28 protein-coding genes are annotated in these 23,302 nt (G+C 43.6%); 11 read left to right on the top strand and 17 right to left on the bottom strand.

Annotation, left to right across the window (positions count from 1 at the left end; genetic code table 11):
- Window positions 1-8 precede the first annotated feature (8 nt).
- On the top strand, window positions 9-1,208 hold the full coding sequence (locus SDEN_RS17105) for a winged helix-turn-helix domain-containing protein (RefSeq protein ID WP_011497712.1): 1,200 nt from the start codon (window positions 9-11) through the stop codon (window positions 1,206-1,208).
- 118 nt (window positions 1,209-1,326) lie between these two features.
- Here SDEN_RS17105 and SDEN_RS17100 read toward each other — a convergent pair whose 3' ends face one another.
- Complete coding sequence (locus SDEN_RS17100) at window positions 1,327-3,147, bottom strand: S8 family serine peptidase (protein WP_011497711.1); 1,821 nt, start codon at window positions 3,145-3,147, stop codon at window positions 1,327-1,329.
- A gap of 494 nt (window positions 3,148-3,641) precedes the next feature.
- On the opposite strand from SDEN_RS17100, the gene SDEN_RS17095 reads away from it, so the two are divergent.
- The gene (locus SDEN_RS17095; RefSeq protein WP_041406493.1) at window positions 3,642-5,255 is read left to right on the top strand and encodes an endonuclease; all 1,614 of its coding nucleotides are present in this window, start codon (window positions 3,642-3,644) and stop codon (window positions 5,253-5,255) included.
- Window positions 5,256-5,337: 82 nt separating this feature from the next.
- On the opposite strand, the gene SDEN_RS17090 is transcribed toward SDEN_RS17095, so the two are convergent.
- Complete coding sequence (locus SDEN_RS17090) at window positions 5,338-5,766, bottom strand: CBS domain-containing protein (protein ID WP_011497709.1); 429 nt, start codon at window positions 5,764-5,766, stop codon at window positions 5,338-5,340.
- Window positions 5,767-6,064: 298 nt separating this feature from the next.
- On the opposite strand from SDEN_RS17090, the gene SDEN_RS17085 reads away from it, so the two are divergent.
- On the top strand, window positions 6,065-7,822 hold the full coding sequence (locus tag SDEN_RS17085; RefSeq protein WP_011497708.1) for an alkaline phosphatase D family protein: 1,758 nt from the start codon (window positions 6,065-6,067) through the stop codon (window positions 7,820-7,822).
- A gap of 75 nt (window positions 7,823-7,897) precedes the next feature.
- On the opposite strand, the gene SDEN_RS17080 is transcribed toward SDEN_RS17085, so the two are convergent.
- The 3 genes from SDEN_RS17080 to arfB form a co-directional block, all read right to left on the bottom strand.
- On the bottom strand, window positions 7,898-8,905 hold the full coding sequence (locus tag SDEN_RS17080; protein ID WP_011497707.1) for a class I SAM-dependent rRNA methyltransferase: 1,008 nt from the start codon (window positions 8,903-8,905) through the stop codon (window positions 7,898-7,900).
- Between the two features lie 145 nt (window positions 8,906-9,050).
- Entirely contained in the window at window positions 9,051-9,506 is a 456-nt protein-coding gene (gene aroQ / locus SDEN_RS17075) for a type II 3-dehydroquinate dehydratase (RefSeq protein WP_011497706.1), read from the bottom strand.
- A 76-nt stretch (window positions 9,507-9,582) separates the two neighbouring features.
- A complete protein-coding gene (gene arfB, locus SDEN_RS17070) occupies window positions 9,583-9,999 on the bottom strand; it encodes an alternative ribosome rescue aminoacyl-tRNA hydrolase ArfB (protein WP_011497705.1) in 417 nt (138 codons plus the stop codon).
- Between the two features lie 223 nt (window positions 10,000-10,222).
- On the opposite strand from arfB, the gene SDEN_RS17065 reads away from it, so the two are divergent.
- From SDEN_RS17065 to SDEN_RS17055, 4 genes are all read left to right on the top strand, one after another.
- Window positions 10,223-10,588 carry an STAS/SEC14 domain-containing protein gene (locus SDEN_RS17065; protein WP_011497704.1) on the top strand — a complete coding sequence of 122 codons (366 nt, stop codon included), beginning with the start codon at window positions 10,223-10,225 and terminating at the stop codon, window positions 10,586-10,588.
- Window positions 10,589-10,641: 53 nt separating this feature from the next.
- Entirely contained in the window at window positions 10,642-10,794 is a 153-nt protein-coding gene (locus SDEN_RS20310) for a DUF3012 domain-containing protein (protein WP_083759700.1), read from the top strand.
- Between the two features lie 656 nt (window positions 10,795-11,450).
- Window positions 11,451-11,993, top strand: a complete 543-nt coding sequence (locus tag SDEN_RS17060) for a YniB family protein (protein ID WP_011497702.1) — start codon at window positions 11,451-11,453, stop codon at window positions 11,991-11,993.
- Window positions 11,994-12,185: 192 nt separating this feature from the next.
- Window positions 12,186-12,971: a DUF4393 domain-containing protein gene (locus SDEN_RS17055; protein ID WP_011497701.1), complete on the top strand. Its 786-nt coding sequence runs from the start codon at window positions 12,186-12,188 to the stop codon at window positions 12,969-12,971.
- Window positions 12,972-13,008: 37 nt separating this feature from the next.
- Here SDEN_RS17055 and SDEN_RS17050 read toward each other — a convergent pair whose 3' ends face one another.
- From SDEN_RS17050 to SDEN_RS17015, 9 genes are all read right to left on the bottom strand, one after another.
- Window positions 13,009-13,317, bottom strand: a complete 309-nt coding sequence (locus tag SDEN_RS17050) for a hypothetical protein (RefSeq protein ID WP_232279905.1) — start codon at window positions 13,315-13,317, stop codon at window positions 13,009-13,011.
- Between the two features lie 93 nt (window positions 13,318-13,410).
- Window positions 13,411-13,662 (bottom strand): hypothetical protein, encoded by a 252-nt coding sequence (locus tag SDEN_RS17045; protein ID WP_011497699.1) that lies wholly within the window; start codon window positions 13,660-13,662, stop codon window positions 13,411-13,413.
- The gene (locus SDEN_RS17040; protein ID WP_011497698.1) at window positions 13,659-13,919 is read right to left on the bottom strand and encodes a hypothetical protein; all 261 of its coding nucleotides are present in this window, start codon (window positions 13,917-13,919) and stop codon (window positions 13,659-13,661) included. The genes SDEN_RS17045 and SDEN_RS17040 overlap by 4 nt, the downstream gene beginning before the upstream one ends.
- Complete coding sequence (locus SDEN_RS17035) at window positions 13,916-14,182, bottom strand: hypothetical protein (RefSeq protein WP_011497697.1); 267 nt, start codon at window positions 14,180-14,182, stop codon at window positions 13,916-13,918. The genes SDEN_RS17040 and SDEN_RS17035 overlap by 4 nt, the downstream gene beginning before the upstream one ends.
- Entirely contained in the window at window positions 14,179-14,502 is a 324-nt protein-coding gene (locus SDEN_RS17030) for a hypothetical protein (protein ID WP_011497696.1), read from the bottom strand. The genes SDEN_RS17035 and SDEN_RS17030 overlap by 4 nt, the downstream gene beginning before the upstream one ends.
- Window positions 14,499-14,846, bottom strand: a complete 348-nt coding sequence (locus SDEN_RS17025) for a hypothetical protein (RefSeq protein ID WP_011497695.1) — start codon at window positions 14,844-14,846, stop codon at window positions 14,499-14,501. The genes SDEN_RS17030 and SDEN_RS17025 overlap by 4 nt, the downstream gene beginning before the upstream one ends.
- 24 nt (window positions 14,847-14,870) lie before the next feature.
- Window positions 14,871-15,122 (bottom strand): pyocin activator PrtN family protein, encoded by a 252-nt coding sequence (locus SDEN_RS17020; RefSeq protein WP_011497694.1) that lies wholly within the window; start codon window positions 15,120-15,122, stop codon window positions 14,871-14,873.
- Between the two features lie 33 nt (window positions 15,123-15,155).
- On the bottom strand, window positions 15,156-15,329 hold the full coding sequence (locus SDEN_RS20595) for a hypothetical protein (RefSeq protein ID WP_157599883.1): 174 nt from the start codon (window positions 15,327-15,329) through the stop codon (window positions 15,156-15,158).
- Complete coding sequence (locus SDEN_RS17015; RefSeq protein ID WP_011497693.1) at window positions 15,326-15,658, bottom strand: hypothetical protein; 333 nt, start codon at window positions 15,656-15,658, stop codon at window positions 15,326-15,328. Before SDEN_RS17015 ends, SDEN_RS20595 begins: the two co-directional genes overlap by 4 nt.
- 604 nt (window positions 15,659-16,262) lie before the next feature.
- On the opposite strand from SDEN_RS17015, the gene SDEN_RS17010 reads away from it, so the two are divergent.
- A complete protein-coding gene (locus tag SDEN_RS17010; RefSeq protein ID WP_011497692.1) occupies window positions 16,263-17,114 on the top strand; it encodes a hypothetical protein in 852 nt (283 codons plus the stop codon).
- Between the two features lie 552 nt (window positions 17,115-17,666).
- On the opposite strand, the gene SDEN_RS17005 is transcribed toward SDEN_RS17010, so the two are convergent.
- The 3 genes from SDEN_RS17005 to SDEN_RS16995 form a co-directional block, all read right to left on the bottom strand.
- A complete protein-coding gene (locus tag SDEN_RS17005; protein ID WP_011497691.1) occupies window positions 17,667-18,644 on the bottom strand; it encodes a restriction endonuclease subunit S in 978 nt (325 codons plus the stop codon).
- Between the two features lie 2 nt (window positions 18,645-18,646).
- Window positions 18,647-20,524 carry an HsdM family class I SAM-dependent methyltransferase gene (locus SDEN_RS17000; RefSeq protein WP_041406491.1) on the bottom strand — a complete coding sequence of 626 codons (1,878 nt, stop codon included), beginning with the start codon at window positions 20,522-20,524 and terminating at the stop codon, window positions 18,647-18,649.
- A 281-nt stretch (window positions 20,525-20,805) separates the two neighbouring features.
- The gene (locus SDEN_RS16995) at window positions 20,806-21,495 is read right to left on the bottom strand and encodes a S24 family peptidase (protein ID WP_011497689.1); all 690 of its coding nucleotides are present in this window, start codon (window positions 21,493-21,495) and stop codon (window positions 20,806-20,808) included.
- Between the two features lie 105 nt (window positions 21,496-21,600).
- Between SDEN_RS16995 and SDEN_RS16990 the strand changes: the two genes are divergently transcribed.
- The 3 genes from SDEN_RS16990 to SDEN_RS16980 all read left to right on the top strand — a co-directional run bounded on the left by SDEN_RS16990 (window position 21,601) and on the right by SDEN_RS16980 (window position 23,178).
- A complete protein-coding gene (locus SDEN_RS16990) occupies window positions 21,601-21,804 on the top strand; it encodes a Cro/CI family transcriptional regulator (RefSeq protein WP_011497688.1) in 204 nt (67 codons plus the stop codon).
- A gap of 31 nt (window positions 21,805-21,835) precedes the next feature.
- Window positions 21,836-22,441, top strand: coding sequence for a hypothetical protein (locus tag SDEN_RS16985; protein WP_011497687.1), 606 nt, complete (start codon window positions 21,836-21,838; stop codon window positions 22,439-22,441).
- Window positions 22,442-22,536: 95 nt separating this feature from the next.
- Window positions 22,537-23,178: a hypothetical protein gene (locus tag SDEN_RS16980; RefSeq protein ID WP_011497686.1), complete on the top strand. Its 642-nt coding sequence runs from the start codon at window positions 22,537-22,539 to the stop codon at window positions 23,176-23,178.
- Window positions 23,179-23,302 lie beyond the last annotated feature (124 nt).

The following is a 23,302-nucleotide window of genomic DNA, read 5'->3' as shown; positions in this document are numbered from 1 at the left end:
GATAACCTATGTCAGCCAACACTAGCCCTTATTCCAATCAAGAGTGGCGTCAGCTTATTTTGCAGCAGCAAGGGCTCACTGCGCCATTAACCAAGTTGACAGAAGTTGTCACTAGGCTGAGTTATGTACAGATTGACTCTATCAATGTGGTTGAGCGCGCTCATCATCATGTCCTACATACTCGGCTTAACAATTATCAACCCAGCACGTTGAACCAAGCATTAGCCGATGCTCAAATATTTGAGTATTGGGCCCATGCGGCGGCCTATTTACCCATAGAAGACTTCCGTTTTAGCTTGCAGCGAAAACTGGCTTTACAACAAGGGGGCAAGCATTGGTTCGAAGTTGATGATAAGGCTATGCAAGAAGTATTGGCGCGGATAACAACGGAAGGACCGCTTAAAAGCAGTGACTTTAAACATCCTGAGTCGAACAAAACCAGTGGTTGGTGGGATTGGAAACCGGCTAAAAAAGCCCTAGAGCAGTTATTTATGCAAGGGGACATCATGGTGAAGCGCCGTGATAAATTTCAAAAAGTGTACGATCTCACTGAGCGTGTGCTACCCAGTTCAGTGAATCGCCAAGCGCCCACTGAAGATGAATTTGCCCACTACTTGATTAGTCGCTTTATTAGGGCGCAAGGGGTCGGTACTCTCAAAGAGATAGGTTATTTGCGCAAGGGGCTTAAGCCTGCGTTGACTCGGCAAATACAAAATTTGCTAGAGGCTGGCAGTTTGAGCCATTTTTCCCAGTTGGGACAAGACTATTACTTTGACCCTAATATTGGTTTAAAAAAGGTAAAAAAATCAAAAGTCTTTCTCATTAATCCTTTCGATAATCTCATCATTCAAAGGGCAAGATTAACGCAGTTATTTGATTTTAACTATGTGCTCGAGGTCTATGTTCCCGAAGCTAAGCGAAGGTTTGGTTATTACAGTCTTGCAGTGCTGTGGAAGGATGATTTTATTGCTCATTTGGATGTCAAAGCCCAAAGAAGTCATGGCCATTTATTGCTGCAAAATTTAAGCTTCACTTCTAAAGCCTTAACTGAAAAGGCGATGTTGCATAATGATGATTTTTTCGCTGCGTTTGAACAAGCCGTCAATGATTATGCCGAGTTTAATGGTTGCCAAACGTGGCAGTTGTTGGCCTGTAATGACAGCAAGCTAGGTAGGAAATATTCCAGCTTGCAGCATCGAACTAGTTAGCCATCTTGCTAATTTAAGCATTAAAAGACCAGCATTAAAAAGGCCAGCATCAGCTGGCCTTTTTGGGTTTTGCTAGGTGTTGGCTAACATGCGCTAGCTGGACCTATTAAACTATGATTTATAGGCTAACACTTTTAGTTGCGCTGCAGCTGATGGTGCCAGCAGAACAGACTTTATAAGTGTAAGTGCCAGCCGAGCTTAGGGTATCTGTATAAGCACCGTCGTTAGCTGTGGTAGTGATTTTCACGCTATTGCGGAAGATGTCTACACTTGAACCCGCAGCGCCAGAGAAGCTTAAATCAACCTTACGCACGCCTTTGCTCTTATAACCGTTAAGGCTAAGGGTGATGTCGCCGCCTGTTGGTGGTGGCGTCACGCCGCCCGCACAACCGTTTGACGTTAGGTAAGCGCTTGCAGCCGCAGCTTTAACGATACCGTAACCGAAGTACACGTCCTTGCCTGTAGCACCGCTGTCTTGGGCTGTGGCTTTTAAGGCGTTACGGATTTCAGTACCGGTACACTCTGAATGGTTAGACCATACTAGTGCAGCAATACCAGAAACCGCAGGCGTTGCCATCGAAGTACCGCTCATCATGCCGTAGTCTGATGTGCCTATGTTGATGCTAGCTGTAGACGCTGCAACCAAAGCGGCGCGATCTTCAAAGGCGGCGCCAACCGCAGGAATAGTCGTGGTGTTAGCATCACCTAAGGTGGCCGCTAACATGCCTGGCGCGTTGTTGATGATAATAGCACCCACACCACCTGAGGCTTCACAATTGGCCACTTTATCATGGAATGAAATCACTCCACGGTCGATAACACAGATGTTACCGTTAGCACCTGACTGCACTGTTTCAGCCGTCCCCATGAAATAGGTTGAGCCTGACGCTGAGCCTGGGTTTTCCATTGCAGATGACGCATACGCCACGCCGTTTGCCGTCATGTTCGATGCTGTTGCCATGCCTGCTGGGTAAGTTGATAGTGTATCAACACCGCCAGCCGTAACTTCAACACAGATGGTCTCATCATTGGTGGCGTTCTTGCCTTTGCCTGAGGCGCAGCTTGGGAACTGAGAGAAATCGGCGATGTTGTTATTAGCATCATTGGCACCAATCATCATTACTGATGGGTAGCCTGCTGGGTACGAACGCACATTGTTACCATCGTTACCCGCTGCAGCGAGTACTAGGCCGCCTGCGTCAGTGAAAGATTTAAATGCGTTTGATTCTGTGCTGTTTGAACCACCGCCGCCTAAGCTCATGCTGATGATGTTTGCGCCAGCTTGCGAACAAAGGTTAGCTGCGTGAGCCAAATCCGATGAATAACCCCAACCTGCGGCATTGAATACCTTGATGATGTGTAAATCAACACCAGGTGCCATACCAACCACACCTAAGTTGTTGTTAGCCGCAGCTATGGTGCCAGCAACGTGAGTACCATGTGGGCCACCATTCACGTCCCAGTTACCTGTGCCAGAATCGTTATTGCCTGTGATGTTGTTCCAGACAAAATCAGGGTTTGAGCGGTCAAGGCCTGAGTCGATAACACAAACCTTCATGCCAGCGCTGGCATTGAAATTAACTTGATTGGCTTGTGATTGATATACGGCGTACGGCGTCACTTGCTGTGTCATCGGGTTGCCAGCATCATCTGAATAGACAGACATTAAGTGACGTGGTTGATCTTGTTCGATTAACTTGATGTGTGGGTTGTTTAGCAGGCCTTTAACTTGCTCAAGGTCTTTACCAGTAAAGCTTGCAGCAATGAAGCCATCACCATCGACATGAAGTTGGGCGCCCAGTTGTTTAGCTAGCGCTTTTACTACGCCTTTCTTTGAGTTATCCACCTGGATAACATAACGGTCATCGGCTGCATTGGCTTGTGCAATAACACCGACAGATAACGCCATGATGGCACAAGACAGTTTAGATAATTTCATAAAGGACACACTCCAAAATATAATTTTTGTTATTTGAATTTAGTCGGCGTCCTTTAACGATTGCCTGTTTATTGCTTCCTTTTTGATGGCAAGTAATCTAGCACTTTAGTTTTTAGTTAACAATAGTGTAACACGCTTGCAACCTTCAGATGCTAGGCGAATAATGACTAATTTACTGATTAATAGGGCGATATTTTTGTGTGATTCAACTGACTTATTTAAGGGCGGCGAATGTTTTAATGCTATGTTCAACCTCAGTCTTCTAGAGAGTCTCAGTGAAACTAATGTATTCCAATTGTTTTAAACATTGTTTTTCAAGTTCTTTCCATTGTTCTTATTTTGAAAATAACAATTTCGTCACATTTGTATCCTAGGGTTTATGGCATACTCCGCGGGTTTTAACAAAACTCAAAGGGAATTGAATGGGGTAGGACTTTCGAGGGGGGTCACCTGAGAAAGTACCTGAAAAATAATAAATAATGAGAGTTATGTTGATGATAAATAAGTCTAAAACAGCAGTGTTCCTAGCACTGGCAGGCTTGGCTTTTACAGCCAATGCCGAACTGATGATAAGTGAAGTCCTCTACGATGCACCGAATAATGACACTACAGAAGAGTTTGTCGAGTTATTTAATGCAAGCTGCAGTTCAATTGATTTAAGCCAGTATTCTATCAGTGATAATGGTGCCAGTTATGGATTAACGGGTAGCTTAGGGTCTGGTCAATACCTGACTATCGCTAAAGACGCCGCAGGTTTTAATAGCCTGTTCGCTCGTCAAGCCGATTTATCTCCTATGCCATTGTCTCTGGGTAATTCAGGTGATTACGTTAAGCTGCTCAAGGGCACAACTGAGCTTGACTTGGTTTCTTGGGAAGGCGGCGTATCAGGTTGGTCATTGAATGCCACTAATGTGTCTTTAGTACGTACTACCAGCACCAATACTAAATCTCAAGCCGACTGGAGTGTGGGCAGCAGTGCCGGTAATCCAGGCCTAGGTAGCTTGACAACGAGTTGCAGCACCCCTCCACCCGTGACTGAAAACCTCTTGGCTAATGGCCAAGCGGTCAATAACTTATCAGCTGCCACCAATCAAACCTTAAAATTTGTTGCCGATATTCCCTCTGGCGCGACTAACTTAAGCTTTGCCTTAAGTGGCGGCAGTGGTGATGCGGATCTTTATGTGCGTCAAGGCAGTGAGCCAACGACGAGCGTGTTTGATTGCCGTCCGTATTTAACCGGTAATAACGAGCAGTGCCCTATCACGACGGTAGTGGCCGGGCGTTACTATGTTAACGTCACTGCTTACCAAGCCTTTAGTGGTGCAAGCTTAGTTGCCAATTACACCCCAGCCAGCTCAGGCGGCACTGGCGGAACGGGAAATCCAGGTGATTACGCCTTCGATACCTATTATGCCAATGCCAGTGGTAAGACAGGGGCGGCCTTAAAGAGCAGCTTAAACCTTATCATTCGTGATCATACCCGCTTTACCTATGATCAAGTCTGGGATGGCCTTGGCTATGCTGATGAAGATCCAGCCAATACTAACAATGTGATTTTGCTCTATACCGGACGTTCGGAGCCTAAGACCAACCGTGCAGGCATGAGTAATTCACAAGATGCTTGGAATCGCGAGCATGTGTGGGCTAAGAGCCACGGCTTCCCTAGCAGTGGTCAGCATGCATACACAGATTTCCATCACCTGCGTCCTGCCGATGTGTCGGTCAATGGTACTCGTGGCAATAAAGATTTTGCCATGGGCGGTGTAGCCTTAACTGAAGCTCCAGACAATAAGACTGACAGCGACAGCTTCGAGCCAGCCAATATGGTTAAAGGTGACGTTGCCCGTATGGTGTTCTATATGGACGTGCGCTATGAAGGCGGTGATAACAGCGGAACACCGGATTTATCTGTTGCCAAAGGCATTACAGGCACAGGTGAAGCACTGTTAGGTGACTTATGTACTCTGCTTAGCTGGCATATTCAAGATCCCGTCAGTGATTGGGAGCGTCGTCGTAATAACCGTATCTATGAATGGCAGAAAAACCGTAATCCCTTCATCGATAATCCTATGTGGGCAGAAACGCTTTACAGCAGCTCATGTAACTAAAACGACAGCCGGGAATACCCTTGTTGTTACTAAAAATCCAGCCTAGGCTGGATTTTTTATTTAAGGCATTTGGCTTACTGACTTAGTCTGGATGCTTGAGTAACAAGCGTTGGCACAACTTAACAAAATCCGATGAAGTGACTATGCCTATGACTTTGTTACTGGTATCTACAACGGGTAAACAGCCTAATTTATTATCAATAAAGTACTGTACCACGACAGATAATGGTTCATCTAAACCGAGTTTCTGTACTTGGGTTTCCATCACCTCGATAATGGGTTTGTAACGCTCTTTCCTGTCTAAGGCTCCTTGGCCGTATTTATTGAGCATGCTTAACACGCTGGCGATCATCTTCTTGTGTGTCAGCATACCTACTAGAGTGCCATCTAATTCAGATATGACAGGCAAGTGGCGTACGCTGCGGCTTTGCATTAATTGATGTGCATCTTTGAGGGTAGCTTCATTACTGATACACACTGGGGTTGTGGTCATGATATCGCTGACTTTCATTACATCGCTCCTTGAACTTAGACTGGCGTAATTTTAGTCAAAACAACCAAGGATAGCCAGCAGCGTTTGTTAAGCATATTTTTCTAAGGGTATGAATATAAAGAATAACTAATACAGAAAGAGAATTAACACTATCATTTTGTCATTAATTTGTAATACTCTTGTTGCAAGATCATCTCATTAGACCTCATACCAGAAGGTTTTAGTTTGAAATCGAGATTTTGGGTTTTAGCGTTTCAATATTAAAAACAATAAATTCAATAAGATAAATTTATAATAATAAATTAAAGGATTAATGATGACTCATAATGTTTCACGTCGTGACTTTTTAGCCATGTCAGCCAAAGGTGTTGGCGCTGCGGTTATTTCTTATGGCCTTATGGGCTGTGGTAGCGAAGAAAAAAAAATTCCTGGTGAATTTTTGCATGGTGTAGCCAGTGGTGATCCGACCCACAAAGAAGTGATCCTCTGGACTCGTGTGACCCCTGAATATGATGGAGACGTCTCGGTTTATTGGGAGCTTGCCACAGATGATACTTTCAGTAGTTTGGTGCAAACGGGTAGTATGCTGACTAATATTGGTCGCGACTACACCGTCAAAGTTGATGCCATTCAGCTGGAAGCAGGCAAGCAATATTTCTACCGTTTCAAATGTGGCGATAATTTATCGCCAGTGGGCAAAACCCGCACTTTGCCAGAAGGCGCTGTGACTTCAGTTAAATTGGCGGTACTGTCTTGTGCTAACTTCCCCGCCGGCTACTTTAACGTCTATGAACTGGCGGCGCAGCGTGATGATTTAGATGCCGTGGTGCACTTAGGCGATTACCTCTATGAGTATGCCAGAGGGGGTTACGCCAGTGAGAATGCCGCTTCTCTTGGTCGTGAAGTGCTACCCGCCCATGAGTTAATATCTTTAACTGATTATCGCAGTCGTTATGGTCAATATCATCAGGATGCGAGTTTGCAAAAACTGCATGCCAAAGTGCCTTTCATCACAGTGTGGGACGATCATGAAGTGGCCAATGATGCCTGGCGCGAAGGGGCTGAAAATCATCAAGCTGCAGAAGGGGATTTTGATCTACGTAAGCAATCAGCACTGCAAGCCTATTTTGAATGGCTGCCCATTCGACCATGGCGTGAAGGCAATCATGAAGATATCTATCGAAGCTTCAGTTTCGGTGATTTAGTCGACTTACACATGCTAGACACCCGTCTTGTGGGGCGTGATAAGCAGCTCGATTACGCTAGCTACATGGACCCTAACAGCGGGGCTTTTAACGATAAAGCCTTTAAAGCCGATGTGACCTGGCCTTACCGTACCATGCTAGGTCAAACTCAGCTGGAGTGGCTGCAGGGCACCTTGCTACAGGCAACCGGTAAGTGGCAGGTATTGGGGCAACAAGTCTTGATGGGGCAGATGTCATTGCCTGCTGCAATTGCCATGCAAACCCTCTCTATTCCAGAGTTTGCTGAGCTAGGGGCATTAGCGCAACTTGCTGGACGAGCTCAGGCGGGGGATCCTAGCTTGACAGCCGATGAGCTAACCTACCTGCAAGCCAATCAGGGCAAGTTGACCCCAGAGGTATTAGCCCAGCTACAGCTGCCAGCTATTCCTTATAACTTGGATGCTTGGGACGGTTATTTCTACGAGCGTGAAGTGATTTTAAGTACCGCTAAATCTGCGAACCACAACTTAGTGGTATTAGCCGGTGATACTCATAATGCCTGGGCCAACGAACTCAAGGATTATAAAGGCAATGCCATCGGGGTGGAGTTTGCTACCAGCTCAGTGTCATCACCGGGTCTTGAGTACTACCTCAATATCCCCCTTGAGCAAATCCCCGCCACAGAAGCGGCAATCGTGGGCATGGTAGAGCATTTGAAATACGCTAATCTCAAAGATAGGGGTTACATGATGCTGAGTTTCACACCTGAAGAAGTGCGCAGCGATTGGTTTTTTGTGGATAGCATACTCAGTAAAGACTTTAATCTTGCCAGTGACAGAAACTACAGCGCCGTGACTAAAATTGGCGTGCCGAGCATTGCTCCAGTGTAGGAAATCTTAATGTGAACGATAAAAAACAGCTCATTTGAGCTGTTTTTTTATGGTTGTTTCATTGGTGACTTGCGCTTAGCTTAATGTCAGCGCGACCATTTTTAAAGGATGATTGCCATCAAAAGAAGGGAAGTCAGGATGACAATCGAGCCACTCACATTGACTGACACTACGGCCTTGTTTTTCGACGCAGCGAACGAGACTGTCAAACCACGCTTGGCGCTCGACTTTGGCCACATTGTTACAACAGACTATGGTGCCGCCGCTTTTGGTGGCTAACATGGCAGGCTTAAATAAACCTTGGTAATCATGGATTAAATCGACTATTCCAAAGGGGCTTTTGGCATATCTTGGTGGGTCAAGAAACACTAAATCAAACTGGGTGGCACTGAGTTTTGGGTAGCTGGGCAATTTCTGGTTACGCCTGCCGCCGACTTTTAGCCCTGCAAGCTGCCTAAGCGCGGGAAAGGCATCACTTTGTATGAATTCACACACATCATCCACTTGATTTAACTCGGCGTTTCTTTTGCCCGCCGCCAAGGCAAATGATGAAAAATCTACATTGACCACGTTACTGGCGCCGCCCATGGCCGCCGCTGTACCTATGCCGCAGGTGTAAGAAAACAAGTTGAGTACCGTCTTGTTGTTACTGTGTTGGCGCACATATTCACGGCCAATACGCATGTCTAGAAACAGCAGGGGATCTTGGCCTTCATGGCGGAGTTTAGAGCTAAATTTAATGCCATTTTCATGGATGATTTGCTCAGTGGTGGCTATGTGTTGCAGCTCTGGGGTTAATTCATTGTCGATACGGGAATGGCCAGCGGCTCTGTCGTTATAGATAACCGGCAACATGACGGCTTGCTGTAAGGTCTGAGTGATAAGCGCAAGCTCATCTGTCGTTAAACTTTGATGAAAGCTTTGAATTAACCAAGCATTGCCATACCTGTCTATGTTAAGGCCGCTAATCCCTTCTACAGTGCCATGAAAAACACGATAGCAATCCGTATTATCAAGGCAAGCTTGAGATAAAAAAGCCTCACGCTGACTGAGCGCTGCGACTAACAAAGAGTGTACTGACATGTATGCTTGCTCTTAACTTAATGATTAACTATGGGCCCAAAGCGGGTAGGCGCGGGAGTATAGCAAAATTCATCAGCCCTTGCGCGAGCATGGGCTTGAAAAACATTAGCGGGTGACGATAAGTATTAGGGACTATTTGCGAGTATTAGCTCTGCAGCTGTTTGTCACTCAGGTGGCTCAATGCGGCTTGAAGGGCGAACTTGTAGCCTTGAGCTCCTAAGCCGCAAATCACCCCAAGGGCCTTATCTGAAAAGTAAGAATGCTGCCTAAAGGGCTCGCGGGCATGGACATTAGACAAATGCACTTCAATAAAAGGGATGGCCACACCAAGCAGGGCATCACGCAGGGCGACACTAGTGTGAGTAAAGGCCGCCGGATTGATAATAATAAATTGGGCATCAGTGGCGTGAATGGCGTCAATGAGTTCATGCTCGGCGTTAGACTGTAAATGCTCTAGGCTGACGCTCGCTTGTTGCGCTTGAGTGCTAAGTTCACTGACAATGGTAGCTAAGGTCTGGTGGCCATAATGTCCCGGTTCTCTGCGGCCGAGTAAATTCAAATTTGGGCCGTTGAGTAATAGGATTTTAACTGTGGTACTCATGGTGCAGTCCTTAGAGAAAATAATTTCAGTTAATTTAGCATGTTAAATGAGAATAACACTAGCCTATCTTTGGCGCTTAATAGTCGCTTTTATTTTGTCTCATGGCCTTAGTGGCGCCGCGCTGCTTTTTACCTTCGATGCGGCGTTTCTGACTGGCCTTAGTGGCTTTGGTGGCGACCCGCTTTTTTTGCACATGGGCAACGCCTGCGACCAATTCAATAAATTGCGCTAAGGCTTGTTGACGGTTGAAATCTTGGCTGCGACTTTGTTGGCATTTAATTAATATTTTACCGCTTTTGGTTATCCTGTGATCGGCCTTGGCCAGCAGCTTTTCTTTATAGAAGTCAGGCAAGGATGATTGGGCGATATCGAAACTTAATTGCGCTGCGGTAGAGACTTTGTTGATATGCTGGCCGCCAGCGCCACTTGAGCGGACAAATTGCCATTCAATTTCGTTATCTGCTAATTCGACTTGGTATGAAATTTTTATCATTGATTCGGGTGGGAATTTCCTATGACTTGGGGGTGATGCAGACTAGTTATTTAGTCTAACTTTTTAATCTGAGTTATTTAACCTTATCCTTGTCAATAATGCGATTAAGCGCTTTATGGTTTGGTCTGAGTTTTGTTATCATCCGTAGCATTATTGAGTGCCAAAGACTATACACTGACTTAGTCTACCGTACTTAGCCCTTATTCGGTTCGGAGTTTCCCTTATGTTATGCCAAATTCCAGATATTGCGAAAGGTGTTATTAGTTTATTTGCCAGCGGCCGCCTATCTGCGCAAGATTATCGCACACGTTTACAGCCTGCGATAAAAAGCTATCGCAATGATTGGGGCCAAGTGTGTCTCTACATTGAGGCCGATGTACTACTGGAAGGCTGGGAGTTTGAATCCTTAACCGGTAGCGGTGAAGTGCAGCTGCCGGCTTTCGATGCTTTAGTCATAGTGGGTGGCCCAGATTGGGTGGGTAATGCGGTGCGTCTGCTCGGACCTTTTATGCAAGGTGAGGTCGCTTGGTTCCCGCTAGAACGTAAACAAGAGGCGATTGTTTGGGTGGCGAAACGCTCTCAAGCTTAGTTGTTATTTTTTAATCCAATGAAAGGATCCTTATAGTGAAGATTTCAAATCAAATGTATGCCGCGCTGTTAGCCGTAGTATTTTTGCCAGCCTGTGCTCCAGAAGTGGGCAGTGATGCTTGGTGTAAACAGATGGAAGACAAAGAGAAGGGCGACTGGACTGTGAATGAAGCGACCGATTTCGCTAAGCACTGTGTGTTTAAGTAGTATTGATTTTTATCAGTTAGCCCGATGAATATTTTTATTGATATTCATTGGTTTACAGTGATAACAGATTTTTTCTTAAATGACATCCAGTTTAGTTAAACCCAGTTGAAGATAGGCCAGCGCAAGACATATGACTAAAACGACACAGACCCCAGATCATACCTTTTCCATTGCGCCCATGCTGGATTGGTTTGATTCCTGCGTAAGTTTTTGTTATCTATAAGGGGAGGCTAAAATTGGTTCCCTATAGGTTCCCTAGTCAAATTTTAGGGCTTTATGGTTCCCCGCTGGTGCTAGATTTTTACTGAATAAAATGTGAGGTTATCTATGGACAGAAAATCTTTAATTCTAGTTGCGCTGGTGTTAACGAGCGGCCTACCTTGTTCGGCTCAGGCCGACGTCTATCAATGTGCTGATGGTCAGTTGCCAGCCTTGTAACTTCTGTTGTCCTAGAGCGCTTTACATCAACAGCTTAATTATCCACAGCTTTAGATTATAGATTTTAAACTGCGTAAATGCCTTGCTCCTGATGGTGTATTTGAAGGCATGCTGATATATTCCCTTAAATACAGGTAGTTAACCATGCGCACTTTTCTGATTTAACGTAGTAAACACGCATACGGACTATACAAAGGTTAGCAATTTAAGGAAGTACAATGAATTTTCAGGAAGCTAGAAAGAAGTCATTAATATATAGGTTAGTCGGAGCTTTAATCGTTATACCTAGTGTAATTTCAACAATCATTTCATTTTTAAAAATGATATATTTTCGACTCGATGATGGAACTGAATTTGGTTCAATTCTTACACAACCTTTTAAAAAAATGGTTGAAATTATACATCAACATACTGACTTCCTGATTATTTTTTGGAATAAATCTCCAGTCCCAAATCATATGAATATTTCAGAGCCTCAGAATATTCCTTTTATTTTAATATATTTAACTATTTTTTTTGGAATTACATTTTGGGGGGCTGGCTCTAGCTTATCACTTAGATTGAGAAAGATTCGTAAGAAAATTGAGGATCAAGTTATCGAGGAATCAATAAAAGGGGTTGCAGCTAGAACACATGCAGAAATTAGAAAGTCAATTGTAATTCCAAGTAATGGTATGTTTTCAGAAGCTCATAAATTATACTTAGCCCCAATTGTAGTCACAGTTATCGGTGCAGTGCTAGTAAAATTTCTGGATTTGTGAGTCAACACTGCTGACAATAATCTCTATTATAAAGAAAACATTTTATGTTACGGGTCCAAATGCGCCTGTGTCAGGATTGTTCGTGTTTTTAAGGCGCTTAGGATTGATTTTAGGGGCTGTTTTTTTAACTGAAAGTGAAGGTTAGCGTTATTCTATAGCCTCGTCAGATGCAATAAAATGGTAGGTTCACACATGAATGAAGATATAGAAAAAGGATTAGTAAATAATTTAGCTGTTCCTGTGTATGAAGATGTATTAAGGCCATTTGGCAAAGAAATATCCAAAGGATTGGCATCAGTAGCGCGTAGCGTTAACACAGGCTTATATTTAATGGAAGACTGTGTAAACGCTACAGTTAGTGTAATTCGGATGACAGGTGAAAAATTAGCTTTGCTTCCGCCCGAGGAAATCACCTTTTCCAATCCAAGAGTTGCGTTACAAGCTTTAGACCAAGCAAAATTTTTAGTTAATGAAATTCAGATTCAAGAGTTATTTTCGCAATTAATTGCGTCTAGTTTGAATGAGAACAAAAAAAGCTTCATTCACCCTGCATTTATTGAAATTATTAAGCAGCTTCAAAGTGACGAGGCTTTAATACTTAAATATATGGCAAGACAAGACAGCCATCGTTCAGGCTCCGGACCTACAATTGACATAAGTATAAAAAGTGGTGATGAGAATTTCTCATCCGAGAGCATAATCCCTGAATTTAACCTTATAGCAGAAGATGCTGGGTGCATTTATCCAGAGAAATGTAGCAGCTATTTTGAAAACCTAAAACGAATCGGTCTTATTGCTCATCACTCTGGTACTCCATATTCTCAAGATCAACATTTAAGAATATTCGAGTCGGAAAAAGCAAAAGCTGTGTATGAAAGTGAAAAATATCCTGTTGGTAGTGCAGCCACATGGAAATTTGGTTGTTATTATTTTACGGGGTTTGGACGAGAGTTTGCACAAGCTTGTATCAGCACCTAAAAGTTAAATCTAGTAACCGGAGGTCTTTCGCCTCCGGCTACTCAACTAATTTTTTTAAACACCCTTCGTTTTCATCTTCTTGCCATTCTTCAGAGTCCACAAGCTCTGTAGCGCAACGGTTACAAATTTGATGGTGTTTTCCGTCATGCTCAATGTGTGTCGCTCGATGGCGTTCGCAAAAGTATCCAGCACAACCTATTTCATCGTTACCGTGCATATCACCACAGGCATAGCTTAGGCCGCGATCTATTTGATTGTGGCAACCTGGGTGATCACAGGTTGCCTCGATTGCATATCCAATTGGTCTGCCATTGCTATCTTCACCACAGTTAGCCCATCCCATCATTACCTTCCTTTGCCAAGTCTTTGGCATGTTGTTTAAACATTGTTGGCGCTTGCCAGTCGTGTGCGGGGATTAAATGCCTCCGCGGTCATGGGGCTATGCTTGCCGTTGATTATTGCAAAGTGGTTGCTGCCTTATGCGCAGTTTTGATTCTGCGGTTTCGGCAAATAGCTCGGCATCGGCTTGTTCGAACGGCTCGCATTCGAGGGCGTTAAATATTTTGCATACGCCCCAACCGCTGTAGTTGTTGGGTTTGTAGGTGAGCTCAATTTGCGGGTAATCGTACATTATGGTGGTGAAGGGCATTGAGAGCGTGACTACGCCATTGCGGGTGCTGAATGTGTTCATGCTGCCTCCTTGCTTCTTTGCTGTGGGTGACTCGCTAGCCTTATTGGGTGGTATTGGTATGAATAGCTGATGGTTCGCCCAATGCCTTTGGCTAGGTTGGTTAGGCCATTGCCCAGTGCTTGCCAGTAAAGGCAATCCAGTGCACCAAGGGCGGTGGCGATGTTGAGCTGTTTACCTGTTGTTAGCTCAAGTGCCATGGTTTTTTTGTGGTTGCGGTAGTGTTTAACTAAATGTTGAAACGCGGCTGATTTGTTCATTTAGCCCTCTTATGCAATTGCAATTTCGCCCAGTCGATAACCTTGATGGATTCAACCGTTGCCGCCACGGCCTCTAGTCGCTTTTGATTGCGTACGAGGTTTGATAGCGCAATATTGTGTTCAGCCGCGGCCTGTTCTGCGGGCAGTGAGGTGGTGTAGTGATCCATCAAGGCGGCGATCACGTCTTTTGACCTAATGCGGGTGAGGGATAACAGCAGCTCAAGGCGCTTTTTGGCTTCAAAGCCTGGAAGAAGGTATTTCATAGCGCTTTGTCCGTGGTGATTGGGGCGGCAAACATGGCGATGGGGCCATCTTCGGTGTCGTGGATAGATATCAAGAAGGCACCGTGTGCATGGCAACTGGGTTGCCACTGGCTGCAATTACACTCACCTTGTTCGAACCAGGCATCTTGGAGTTCTTCTGGTGCAGAATCTTCAAACTGGTCTAAATGCAGTGCAAGGTTCTGGGCGGTAAACCACTTGGTGGCATCAGCCCATGTGGTGCCTTCATCCCAATAGGGTAGTTGTGAGTGGGTCCAAAAACCGTGCTGGTCACGGGTCACTGTTTCAGGTTGAATGTTCATGCTGCTAGTCCTCCGGTATAAACTACCCAGGAAAAAATTTCTTTCCTAGTTTTAGGGTTCGTCTTGCCTGTGGATTTACGGTAGCGAACGTGTAGGTCACGGTGTGCTTCTTGGGTATTGGCCAGCGCTATGTATTGTGAGCAAAGCGACGGCGTAGATAGCGAGTGCGAAAGCCTTTGTGGCTTCATTTTTTTGTAACGCTCTGCCGTCATTTCATCTAGCTTGGCCTGATATTCTTCGGGTGTGAGCAAACGCCTGTTAGGGTGCACCCCATCGTGAGTACTGCATTTTTTCTTGGCGACTTTTCGCGCCAGTGTCATTGACACGCCATAGACATAGAACATGGTTACCTCCCTATACTGTTTTGCTTATGCCACGTTGATTTGGTCTTGCTTGGCGGCATCACGCTGTTTGTCGAGGTATTCAGCAAGGTCGGTGATGTTGACTAACCACGGGGCTTTATTGCTGGAACCTGTTCTAAACGCGGCTACGGGCAAGCGGCCTGCTTTGGCGTAGTTCTGCGCGGTGCGTGACTCTAAGCCGAAATAGGTTTTGCAGATTTCATCGAGCGGCACTATGGCTTTGTTGAATTGGGCCATGAGTAAAAATGCTGTATTCATGTGGTTTACTCCGCTGGTGTTGTTTGGGCGCCTCTAGCGCAGTTGTCGCTTGGTGCGCTGCCAGCCGGCTATTAATTTCAGTAAGCAGGCTTTTTCATGGGGCCAAATGCGGATCATGTCTTGGCATTTGGCTATTTCGCGATTGCAGTACTCAAGTGCCGCATTGCTTGGGCTTGTTGACGTTGAAATAGGAGTTAAAGGTTTCATACTCTGCCCCTTAGCGGGGTGACCTTGCTGGCTAATTCAAAAGGGGTATTGCGCCAAATCATGATCCGTTTGCTGGCGGCGTTGTAACGCAACGCCAAGCATTGCCCTAGCTCACCGGCTTTGTTTTGATACGATTGCACAAACACTAGGCTGGGGCGGTAATGGCTTAAATGCTGTTCAAGCGCTGCAGTGCGGGCCTTCACCCTTGGACAATCCATGGGGTTGATGTGGCCCTTGGCCACTGCCATCAAGCAGGCGAAGCGGATCGCCATCAGCAGACGAAATTCAATGCGTTGCAAAGGTGTGGTGTGAACTTTCGCTAGAATCATTTCCTTGTCCTCGGTAGTGGGGATAAGAATAAAGTTAAGATAACTTTACTGAAAGGTCAAGCTGAAAGTTTTGAAAACTTGACTTTGTTTTTTGGTTGCATTTCCTTTGGTGGTTTTTTGACCAAATGGTAATGAGGGGATAAGAGATTGAACTAAGGCGGGTTATGGTGATGTTAGCTAAGGCCATTTTTGTTAGGTGAGACTGACTGATTGATCTTTACTGCCTGATTGCGTGTTTGAATAAGCTCAATGGGTGACTTCGATCATTTAGGCCAACTATTTACCCACTATTCCACCGTTGATTATCATTGTCGTCACTGAGATTATGGGAGTGGCTCATCATTTAGACTGAATGGCAGGACTAAATTTTTACATCCGGATCACTTTTTCCGCTATCCTTGCGGGTTTAGCCTTGAGTAGCCTATTTTTTGCGAGTAGTATCAGTGTGTTGGATTAGTAGCTGTGGTAATAATAGGCTTCGCTTTTTTGGTGAAGAGTCTAGGTATCAACAAAACGCGCATGCGCACTATGCAAAGGTTATGTTTTCTAGAGTATCGAATTAAAGGTACGTATTGTTTTTATATTTATAAGAGTAAGTATTAATATGGATGATAAGTTTTCTTACCAATCAGGTGATTATAATAGACAGTCTCAAAGGTTCGTTATTCCATTGTATATTAAAGATGCGTTGGGGAATTATCAGTATTCTTCAACAGGGACATTAGTTAAATATGATGGGCATCATTACATAATATTTGCTGCGCACGCGTCACCAAATGATGATAGCTTAGAAAGTATTTATACTTTTGGTATTGATGGAGATTTTTCTAAAATAAAAGATATTGCTATTGGTCATCAATTTTTTGTAGAAGATGATATTGTAATAGTGGATTGTTTTAACAAAACATATGATGGTAAAAATTACTTTAATCTTGACCTGAATGCTTTAGTTGGTTTTGAGAAAAGGTGCTTTGCTTGGACTGGTTTCCCTTCAAGTAAATCAAAATCTAAAAAGGTACATAACACAAAGTCAAAAGAGTCGTTGAAAAAACAATATGTTCATTCTGATGAAAGTGGTAATTACTTTAAAAATGCAAGTTATTTTACAATAGTATCAAAAATAAAATCGAATAATAAGCAACAAATCACAGGTACATATGACCGAAAGAATGCCTCTCTTAAATATAAAGGTAATGTAAGCATGGCTCCACATCCTGAAGGAATGAGTGGTGGAGCTATGTACTTTTTTTCAAAGAATCAAGAATTGAAAGACAGTCTTGATGATACATTCAGGTTTGCAGGAATAGGCATTGAATACAAGAAAGATAATACTATTGTTGGTGTTCCGAAAATTAAAATTATTCAACTTATTGAACAATTTAATATTGAAAACCCACTAATGTGGTCACTTACGGATTCTAAAGCAGCGCAAAGTAATGAAAAAATAATAAGCTAATCAACGCGACGTATTACGGTTGTCATCAGGGCAACCGCATGAGTGTACGTTTTTTATTCAGTATGATTAAGCCTAATACTGAATCACTTTTGACTAATCTCAAGGTGATGATTGACTGAACAGAATTAGTATTGAACGAGCACTATAACTCAGGGCGAGCGCATGAATGTTCAATAATTGACCTTGAAAATAAAGGTACACTCAATTTCACTCATTAATATCTGTTTTCAGCTTAACATTCGTATAGACCATGAGTGTTTATCGAACAGTTTTTGAGTGATAAGTGTTCATGCGGTAGCCCTGCACTATAACTGTTCTGAAAACGTTCGCGATCTCGCCCTGAGTTGCGACGTGGGTTAACTCACTTCTTACTAAAAAGAATTATAAGATCATAAACTTAAGTAAAGGTAAAGCTTCGTGATCTTGCCCTGATGCGTTTGCCTTACTAAAACTTATCAAAAACCAGCACCTGTACCAAACGGAACAACCAAAATTTATTAATTATGGCTAATAAGTGTGGAAATAAAGCCACTGATATAGTGGCTTTATTATTTATTCAACATTTGAGCTGTAAGGTAGAGAATTAATATAAGATATGACTTTTTCTATATCTTTTCCTTCGAGCTTTGGAATTTTAATAGATTTTAATTTGTTTCCTTTTGGTTTTCTACCATACGAGAATAAGTATCTATTTGCAGTAACACATTTTGCATAAAATAGCTTTTCTTCAATACTCATTTCTCTTTTAGGAATTAATACTGAAACATCGCTATTTGGAACAAACTCATCGGTTGAGACGTATGAATAACTATGGCTACCTTCTCCATTTGTTGACACGAAAAGAGAACCTTTGGGAAATATTTTCTTTTCAGGTGCTAAGGACTTAGATATGTAACTTCTTTTAGTCCTCGCTTGTGTTGCCGCAGGACGAACATACATAATGCTACCTTCAAAGAACTCATCTTTTTCATTCAACTTTGTAGCAGCAATGCCATTCTCGATAGTAAATAGGCTTGCTATTTCTACCGTTTTAGTTAGATCAGGTAATTGTACGTTTGAAACTGACTTAGGCTTATTTACACCTTCAAATTCTGATAAATTAACACCTTCAACCCAATCAGGTATGTCCTTTAAACTTGGAACGAATAGACTTTTTAGGGTTCTATTAGCTTCACGACCAAAAGCACTATACCTAAATCTATTTTTAGTTATACATAGGCAATAAAAGAGTTTTTGCTCTTTCGTTAGATTGTCTTTTGCTTTTAAAACAGCGACATTTTGCCCTGTGTAAAACTCTTTCTCTTGAAGGAATGAAGATAAAACATAGGTTCCTCCCAATGTAACAGTGATTAAGCCAGGTTCTAATGGCTTAACTCCCTCTACTGCATCTACATATCCCACAACACCATTATTTTTTGAACTTCTTGAAACAAAAGCGACCTTAGATTTATCACTTTTTTTCATTTTGTTCATATCAAATTTTGTGCCGTAACTTACTTCAAATAGCTCAGATAGTTTGACGTTTGCCATAATTAGATATCATTTGTTAGCTTGAACAAAGCGTAATCTTTTACCACTTCTTCAAAGTCTTTTTTGGTTAATTTTGAATAATCAGTTTCTAGATATGCCTCCGCAATCCATTCGCTATCAGCGTCAACATATGCAGTTACAGACTCACCTGCGTGCACTTCATTGTTGCTATAAGCTTCTAGCCAACGAGATTTGATATCTTGCCATTCATGGTTTAAGTCAATGCGTCCCATATGCTTTGTTTTGACATAGCCATCTTCACGCCAGTAACCAAACCACGTTTTTTTGTTTGTTTCTTTGTGCGGCTTATGTGCTTCAAACACAACGATACAAGTTACCGTTCCAACTGGATAGAAAAGCTCGCTAGGCATAGACATTACCGCTTTCAACGTGTGTTTTTGCAATATCTCGTGTTTAACTTTGTTCGGCATTATCACACAACTCACAGGGATAATTGCTACTCCTGTCCCCCCTTTTTCGAGAAGGTCTAGCATTTCTTTCACAAAGTAGAGTTCGTGTAGCTCTGCATCGCTTTTTGATTGAGCATAAGGAGGGTTCAGCAAACCAATATTTGGCCTTTTAACACCCAAAGCAGGATCGGGAACTGTAATAGCTCTCTTTAACGTTGGTTCGAAACAACTACTTTGGTGTAGGTTTGCTTTGCCGTCACCCCGTAAGATCATATTGCTTGCAGCTAGTGCAAACATTTTTGGACTGTTCTCGATACCGATCAGACGGTTCTTTTTAATGTCTAAACGTTCTTCTTCCGTCATCGCTGTTTTCAGCATTCGGTGCATTGCTGAAATCAAGAAGCCACCAGTGCCAGCACAGATATCTATAACAGTGTCTTTTTTAGTAATGTTGGCGATATCGCAAAATAGCTCTGTTACGTGTCTTGGAGTCAAGACTATGCCAAGGGCTTTCTTATCCCCTGCAGTGTATTTTAAGAACTCACCATAAAAATGCCCCACAACGTCAAAGTTGTGATAAACGCTAATAAATGGCCAGACATTATCGTTGATTTCTTTGATCACCTCGTAAAGAACACCTTTCGGATACTTCTTGGCGATTTTTGCATCAGGTTTGCCTAAATTTGGCTGTCCAGCAACAGTCGCATAAGGTTGACGCATTGTGTCTTTTTTAGCCTTGGGAATATCAGCTTTATCAAGTTCGTCTTTGATCGCTTCTAGCCATTTTCGTGGCATATCCTCTGGACTGTAATATTGAAATGAGTTTAAAAACGGTTGGTTCATTAGTGCAATCAACGTTCCACTAACTAACAAAGGCTTATCTTCTTCTGATATTTTCGCTGCTGTCCAGATAAGCTCGTGGAGGTCTTTTGCAAACGCTAATAGATCACTATGACGTTTCCTTTCAACCTGTGGGTCGAAAGAAGCTAAACGGTAATAGTCTTCAAATGAAAGAATATCGTTTACTTCAATGCCATCTTCATTAGTCAAGACTTTGTGATCTTTACTTCCACAAGGTATTAAGTAGTTAGACACTTTTGTATAGTCTTCTGACGTGCCGCTAACAGCCAAGGCAAGGATAGTGAAGTCTTTTGACAGATACCTAGCGTAGTGTAAAACACCGTCAACAGCATAGTCTTTTGGTTTGTCTAAATCTGGGCTTTCGTGATACTTAGTGTCAGCTTTACACTCAACCACAATTAGGAAGTTAGGATCTGACTCCCAAGTGATAATAAACTCTGGATAGCCGCCTTTACCTGTTTTCGCTTTACTTGCAGATTTTAAGAGGGTTTGAACTCGCTTGATTTGCGATTTTTGTTCTTCAATGACTACGCCATTGTCAGCTTCATAGTAGCCGTTTTCTCTCAACTTCTCTCTTACATAGTTTTCGGTAATTCTTTCATTTGCCACAAGTAATCCAACCACGTTTAGTCTTTAAAATTTGGTCAGGATTATACCTAATCTAGTCGAATACTCTATGCATTACTTTGTCAATGATTTTGGTTTAGTGACGAATAAATGTCATAACCTGCTGCAAATGAGAAGTGTCGTAGGATAAGAGGGCATACAAAGGGGAGATTAGTGGTTTTTCATACCTGTAGTTGCTCATGAAATTCTAATGTTCGACCTTCCGAAACTGATAATTGTCCAAAAATACCTTAGCAGAGCTCATTTTGGTGCAGCAATCGATTTTACACCAAGACAGAGTACCAAAACACTTTGCCGATCACTTTGACTTGTTTGAGTTCTTCGGCATCGAGGCGTTCATCTGGGTATTCGTCGAGGTTGTAGCTGCGTAGGCGCAGGCCACCGCCTGGGAGTTTGTAGAGCATTTTCACTCTTAACATGCCATCGTGATTGATGGCATACATTTTCCCGTCAACAATATCTGTGTGGGCGGTATCTACGCCGACGGTTGAACCGTTGGGCAGTACCGGCTCCATGCTGTTACCATTGACTTTAACACAGGCTGCATGGTCACTGGTCACGCCTTGGCGCTTGAGGGTTGACTTGGCAAAACGCAGCTTGGGGCCTTGGTATTCACGGCAATCTATGATGCCATCCCCTGCGGCTAACTCCACTTCCATGTAAAACGGTATTTCTACCTCATCATCCCCTAACGGGCTATTACTGCCCCATGTCTCAAAGCCACCGGCCCATTCGGCGTTTGGTTCAGGCTTTATTGAATCATTTCCAAAAAGAAGAAACTCAGGGGCGCATCTAAGTGCTTTAGCTAATGCGTGCAAATTCTCGCCTTTGGGTGAGGTAGATCCTGATTCCCAAAGCGAAATAGTGGCTTTTGTTAAGCCTATGGTTTTTGCAATTGAAGGCTGCGTTAAGCCTAACTCTTTGCGTCTTTGTTTAATGCGTTCATTCATCATAGTAAAGCTATCTTAACTTAACCTAAGTCAAGTTACCTTTTCTTTTATTGACAAAGCGGTTTAGTTTTCTTAACCTTTGTTAAAGTCACTTGTTGGAATTCATTAATGAAAACGAAACAAGCAATTTCGTATTTTGGTAACAAGTTAAAACTGGCTAAAGCGTTGAACGTTTCTAAGTCTGCGATTAGCCAATGGGGTGAAGATGTTCCCGAACTGCGCGCTTATCAAATTGAGCGCTTAACCCGTGGGGCACTGAAAGTTAACCCCGTTATTGTTTTAGATAAGCCTAAGTCGGCGAGTGTAGCTTAGGGCCATTTTAAGTTAAAGGAGGAAACAGTACATGAAAACCAATTCACATAAGCGGGTGAGCCGCTTGAGTTTGTTGATGAAGACCATTCATCGGGCGCTGGAGTTGCCAAAGATGACGCGTTTTGCGTTGGCAATGGACTTTGTGGCGGCGGTTGAGCGGCTTGGGTTTACTGAAGTGCTAGCGGATGAGGGCATTAGCTTTGCCCGCAGCCAAGATGTACACAACGATGCGCGGGTGAATGCGCAAAAGCTGTTCCGCTGGTTGGGGCAGTACGAGGGACAACATCCTCAGGCTGAGCGCTTGTTTCATGTTGAGCAAGCCTTAGTGGCGGCGCTGCCGGCGCATTTACGCACTCAGTATTTGAATGATGTGTTTAGTTGCGTTGGGGTGACGGTGATTGCCGACCAGGTAACTGATGGTGCGGTATTTAAGGTGAGCGAAATGGCGGCATCTTTGACTAAGGAGAACTCGGAGGCGCAAGTGGCGGTGATCCATTTGGGTAACGAGCCTCAGCGCGAGCAGTTAATCGCTGCCCATCGCGAGTTAAAAGAGTCGGCGGCGACCACGCAGGCCAGTATGGCGGCATTAGAGCTGGCGTATCCGTACTTGGCAGGGCAGCGCATTAAGGCGGTTTGATGGTGTGGGCTTTGTGCAAGGTGCTAATTCTAAATAAGAAACCCCGCTTAAGTTTGGCGACCGAACGGGGTTAATACCTATTGAGAGGCAATATCATGTTTGATTCTGAATGTTTAATTTGTTGTTTGGAGGGCGGTAGCGCTTGTTCGGTGCACGGCCAAGTTGCAGCTAGTGATGCGCGGATTGCTCCTAGTGATGAGCGAATTGTTCCTAGTGTTGAGCGGCCGGAAGAAGTCTTTGTGGCGAAGCAAGATAGAGAGGCTGAGTCACAAGTGGCTTTGTTGGTTGCTCAGGCTAACACCCTGATGCACAAGGCTGCGGCGTTGAGTGCCAATGCTTCACCTCTGTGTGAAGTGAAGTTTAAGCGTGATTTGGCCTGCTTTTACGGTTTTACCGCGTTAGATAATTTTAGCCGTTCGCAGGTTGGCAGAATTATTGATGTGTTAAAGCGTGAACCCGAATTGCTTGAGGTTAAAGCTGACCGTTTAGAGGCGCTTGCGGCCAAGGTGGTGAGCAAAGCGCTGTTAGGTGATGCTAATAAGTTGCCGTTACCCAAAGTGAGTGTGGATTGGTTTTTGGGTTATTTGCAGATGCAAGAAAAGCGCGCCGAGCGTTCGATTGAAATGATGGGTGCTGACCCCTTTAATCAGGCCAAGCACATCAAGCTGCGAGACATTTATTGCCAGTTACGCACTAACTTGGCGCGGGATATTTACGTGCTACACAGAAACGTATGAGCAGCTTTTTTGTTTAACGCGGGTTGTCGTTTTGTCGATTTGAAGAGTCATGGTGGATATATGGAAACTACAGAGAAATGGGTTATTGAAAAAACGGGCGAAAAGTTCTTTTTCACCCGATGGT

The organism is Shewanella denitrificans OS217 (assembly GCF_000013765.1).
Taxonomy (GTDB): domain Bacteria; phylum Pseudomonadota; class Gammaproteobacteria; order Enterobacterales; family Shewanellaceae; genus Shewanella; species Shewanella denitrificans.
This window is presented reverse-complemented; position numbering and strand designations above follow the sequence as displayed.

Bases quoted from the DNA above. Each gene is read 5' to 3' on its own strand.
- SDEN_RS17105 (WP_011497712.1), top strand. From the start codon at position 9: ATGTCAGCCAACACTAGCCCTTATTCCAATCAAGAGTGGCGTCAGCTT.
- SDEN_RS17100 (WP_011497711.1), bottom strand. From the start codon at position 3,147: ATGAAATTATCTAAACTGTCTTGTGCCATCATGGCGTTATCTGTCGGT.
- SDEN_RS17095 (WP_041406493.1), top strand. From the start codon at position 3,642: ATGATAAATAAGTCTAAAACAGCAGTGTTCCTAGCACTGGCAGGCTTG.
- SDEN_RS17090 (WP_011497709.1), bottom strand. From the start codon at position 5,766: ATGAAAGTCAGCGATATCATGACCACAACCCCAGTGTGTATCAGTAAT.
- SDEN_RS17085 (WP_011497708.1), top strand. From the start codon at position 6,065: ATGACTCATAATGTTTCACGTCGTGACTTTTTAGCCATGTCAGCCAAA.
- SDEN_RS17080 (WP_011497707.1), bottom strand. From the start codon at position 8,905: ATGTCAGTACACTCTTTGTTAGTCGCAGCGCTCAGTCAGCGTGAGGCT.
- aroQ (WP_011497706.1), bottom strand. From the start codon at position 9,506: ATGAGTACCACAGTTAAAATCCTATTACTCAACGGCCCAAATTTGAAT.
- arfB (WP_011497705.1), bottom strand. From the start codon at position 9,999: ATGATAAAAATTTCATACCAAGTCGAATTAGCAGATAACGAAATTGAA.
- SDEN_RS17065 (WP_011497704.1), top strand. From the start codon at position 10,223: ATGTTATGCCAAATTCCAGATATTGCGAAAGGTGTTATTAGTTTATTT.
- SDEN_RS20310 (WP_083759700.1), top strand. From the start codon at position 10,642: ATGTATGCCGCGCTGTTAGCCGTAGTATTTTTGCCAGCCTGTGCTCCA.
- SDEN_RS17060 (WP_011497702.1), top strand. From the start codon at position 11,451: ATGAATTTTCAGGAAGCTAGAAAGAAGTCATTAATATATAGGTTAGTC.
- SDEN_RS17055 (WP_011497701.1), top strand. From the start codon at position 12,186: ATGAATGAAGATATAGAAAAAGGATTAGTAAATAATTTAGCTGTTCCT.
- SDEN_RS17050 (WP_232279905.1), bottom strand. From the start codon at position 13,317: ATGATGGGATGGGCTAACTGTGGTGAAGATAGCAATGGCAGACCAATT.
- SDEN_RS17045 (WP_011497699.1), bottom strand. From the start codon at position 13,662: ATGAACACATTCAGCACCCGCAATGGCGTAGTCACGCTCTCAATGCCC.
- SDEN_RS17040 (WP_011497698.1), bottom strand. From the start codon at position 13,919: ATGAACAAATCAGCCGCGTTTCAACATTTAGTTAAACACTACCGCAAC.
- SDEN_RS17035 (WP_011497697.1), bottom strand. From the start codon at position 14,182: ATGAAATACCTTCTTCCAGGCTTTGAAGCCAAAAAGCGCCTTGAGCTG.
- SDEN_RS17030 (WP_011497696.1), bottom strand. From the start codon at position 14,502: ATGAACATTCAACCTGAAACAGTGACCCGTGACCAGCACGGTTTTTGG.
- SDEN_RS17025 (WP_011497695.1), bottom strand. From the start codon at position 14,846: ATGTTCTATGTCTATGGCGTGTCAATGACACTGGCGCGAAAAGTCGCC.
- SDEN_RS17020 (WP_011497694.1), bottom strand. From the start codon at position 15,122: ATGAATACAGCATTTTTACTCATGGCCCAATTCAACAAAGCCATAGTG.
- SDEN_RS20595 (WP_157599883.1), bottom strand. From the start codon at position 15,329: ATGAAACCTTTAACTCCTATTTCAACGTCAACAAGCCCAAGCAATGCG.
- SDEN_RS17015 (WP_011497693.1), bottom strand. From the start codon at position 15,658: ATGATTCTAGCGAAAGTTCACACCACACCTTTGCAACGCATTGAATTT.
- SDEN_RS17010 (WP_011497692.1), top strand. From the start codon at position 16,263: ATGGATGATAAGTTTTCTTACCAATCAGGTGATTATAATAGACAGTCT.
- SDEN_RS17005 (WP_011497691.1), bottom strand. From the start codon at position 18,644: ATGGCAAACGTCAAACTATCTGAGCTATTTGAAGTAAGTTACGGCACA.
- SDEN_RS16995 (WP_011497689.1), bottom strand. From the start codon at position 21,495: ATGATGAATGAACGCATTAAACAAAGACGCAAAGAGTTAGGCTTAACG.
- SDEN_RS16990 (WP_011497688.1), top strand. From the start codon at position 21,601: ATGAAAACGAAACAAGCAATTTCGTATTTTGGTAACAAGTTAAAACTG.
- SDEN_RS16985 (WP_011497687.1), top strand. From the start codon at position 21,836: ATGAAAACCAATTCACATAAGCGGGTGAGCCGCTTGAGTTTGTTGATG.
- SDEN_RS16980 (WP_011497686.1), top strand. From the start codon at position 22,537: ATGTTTGATTCTGAATGTTTAATTTGTTGTTTGGAGGGCGGTAGCGCT.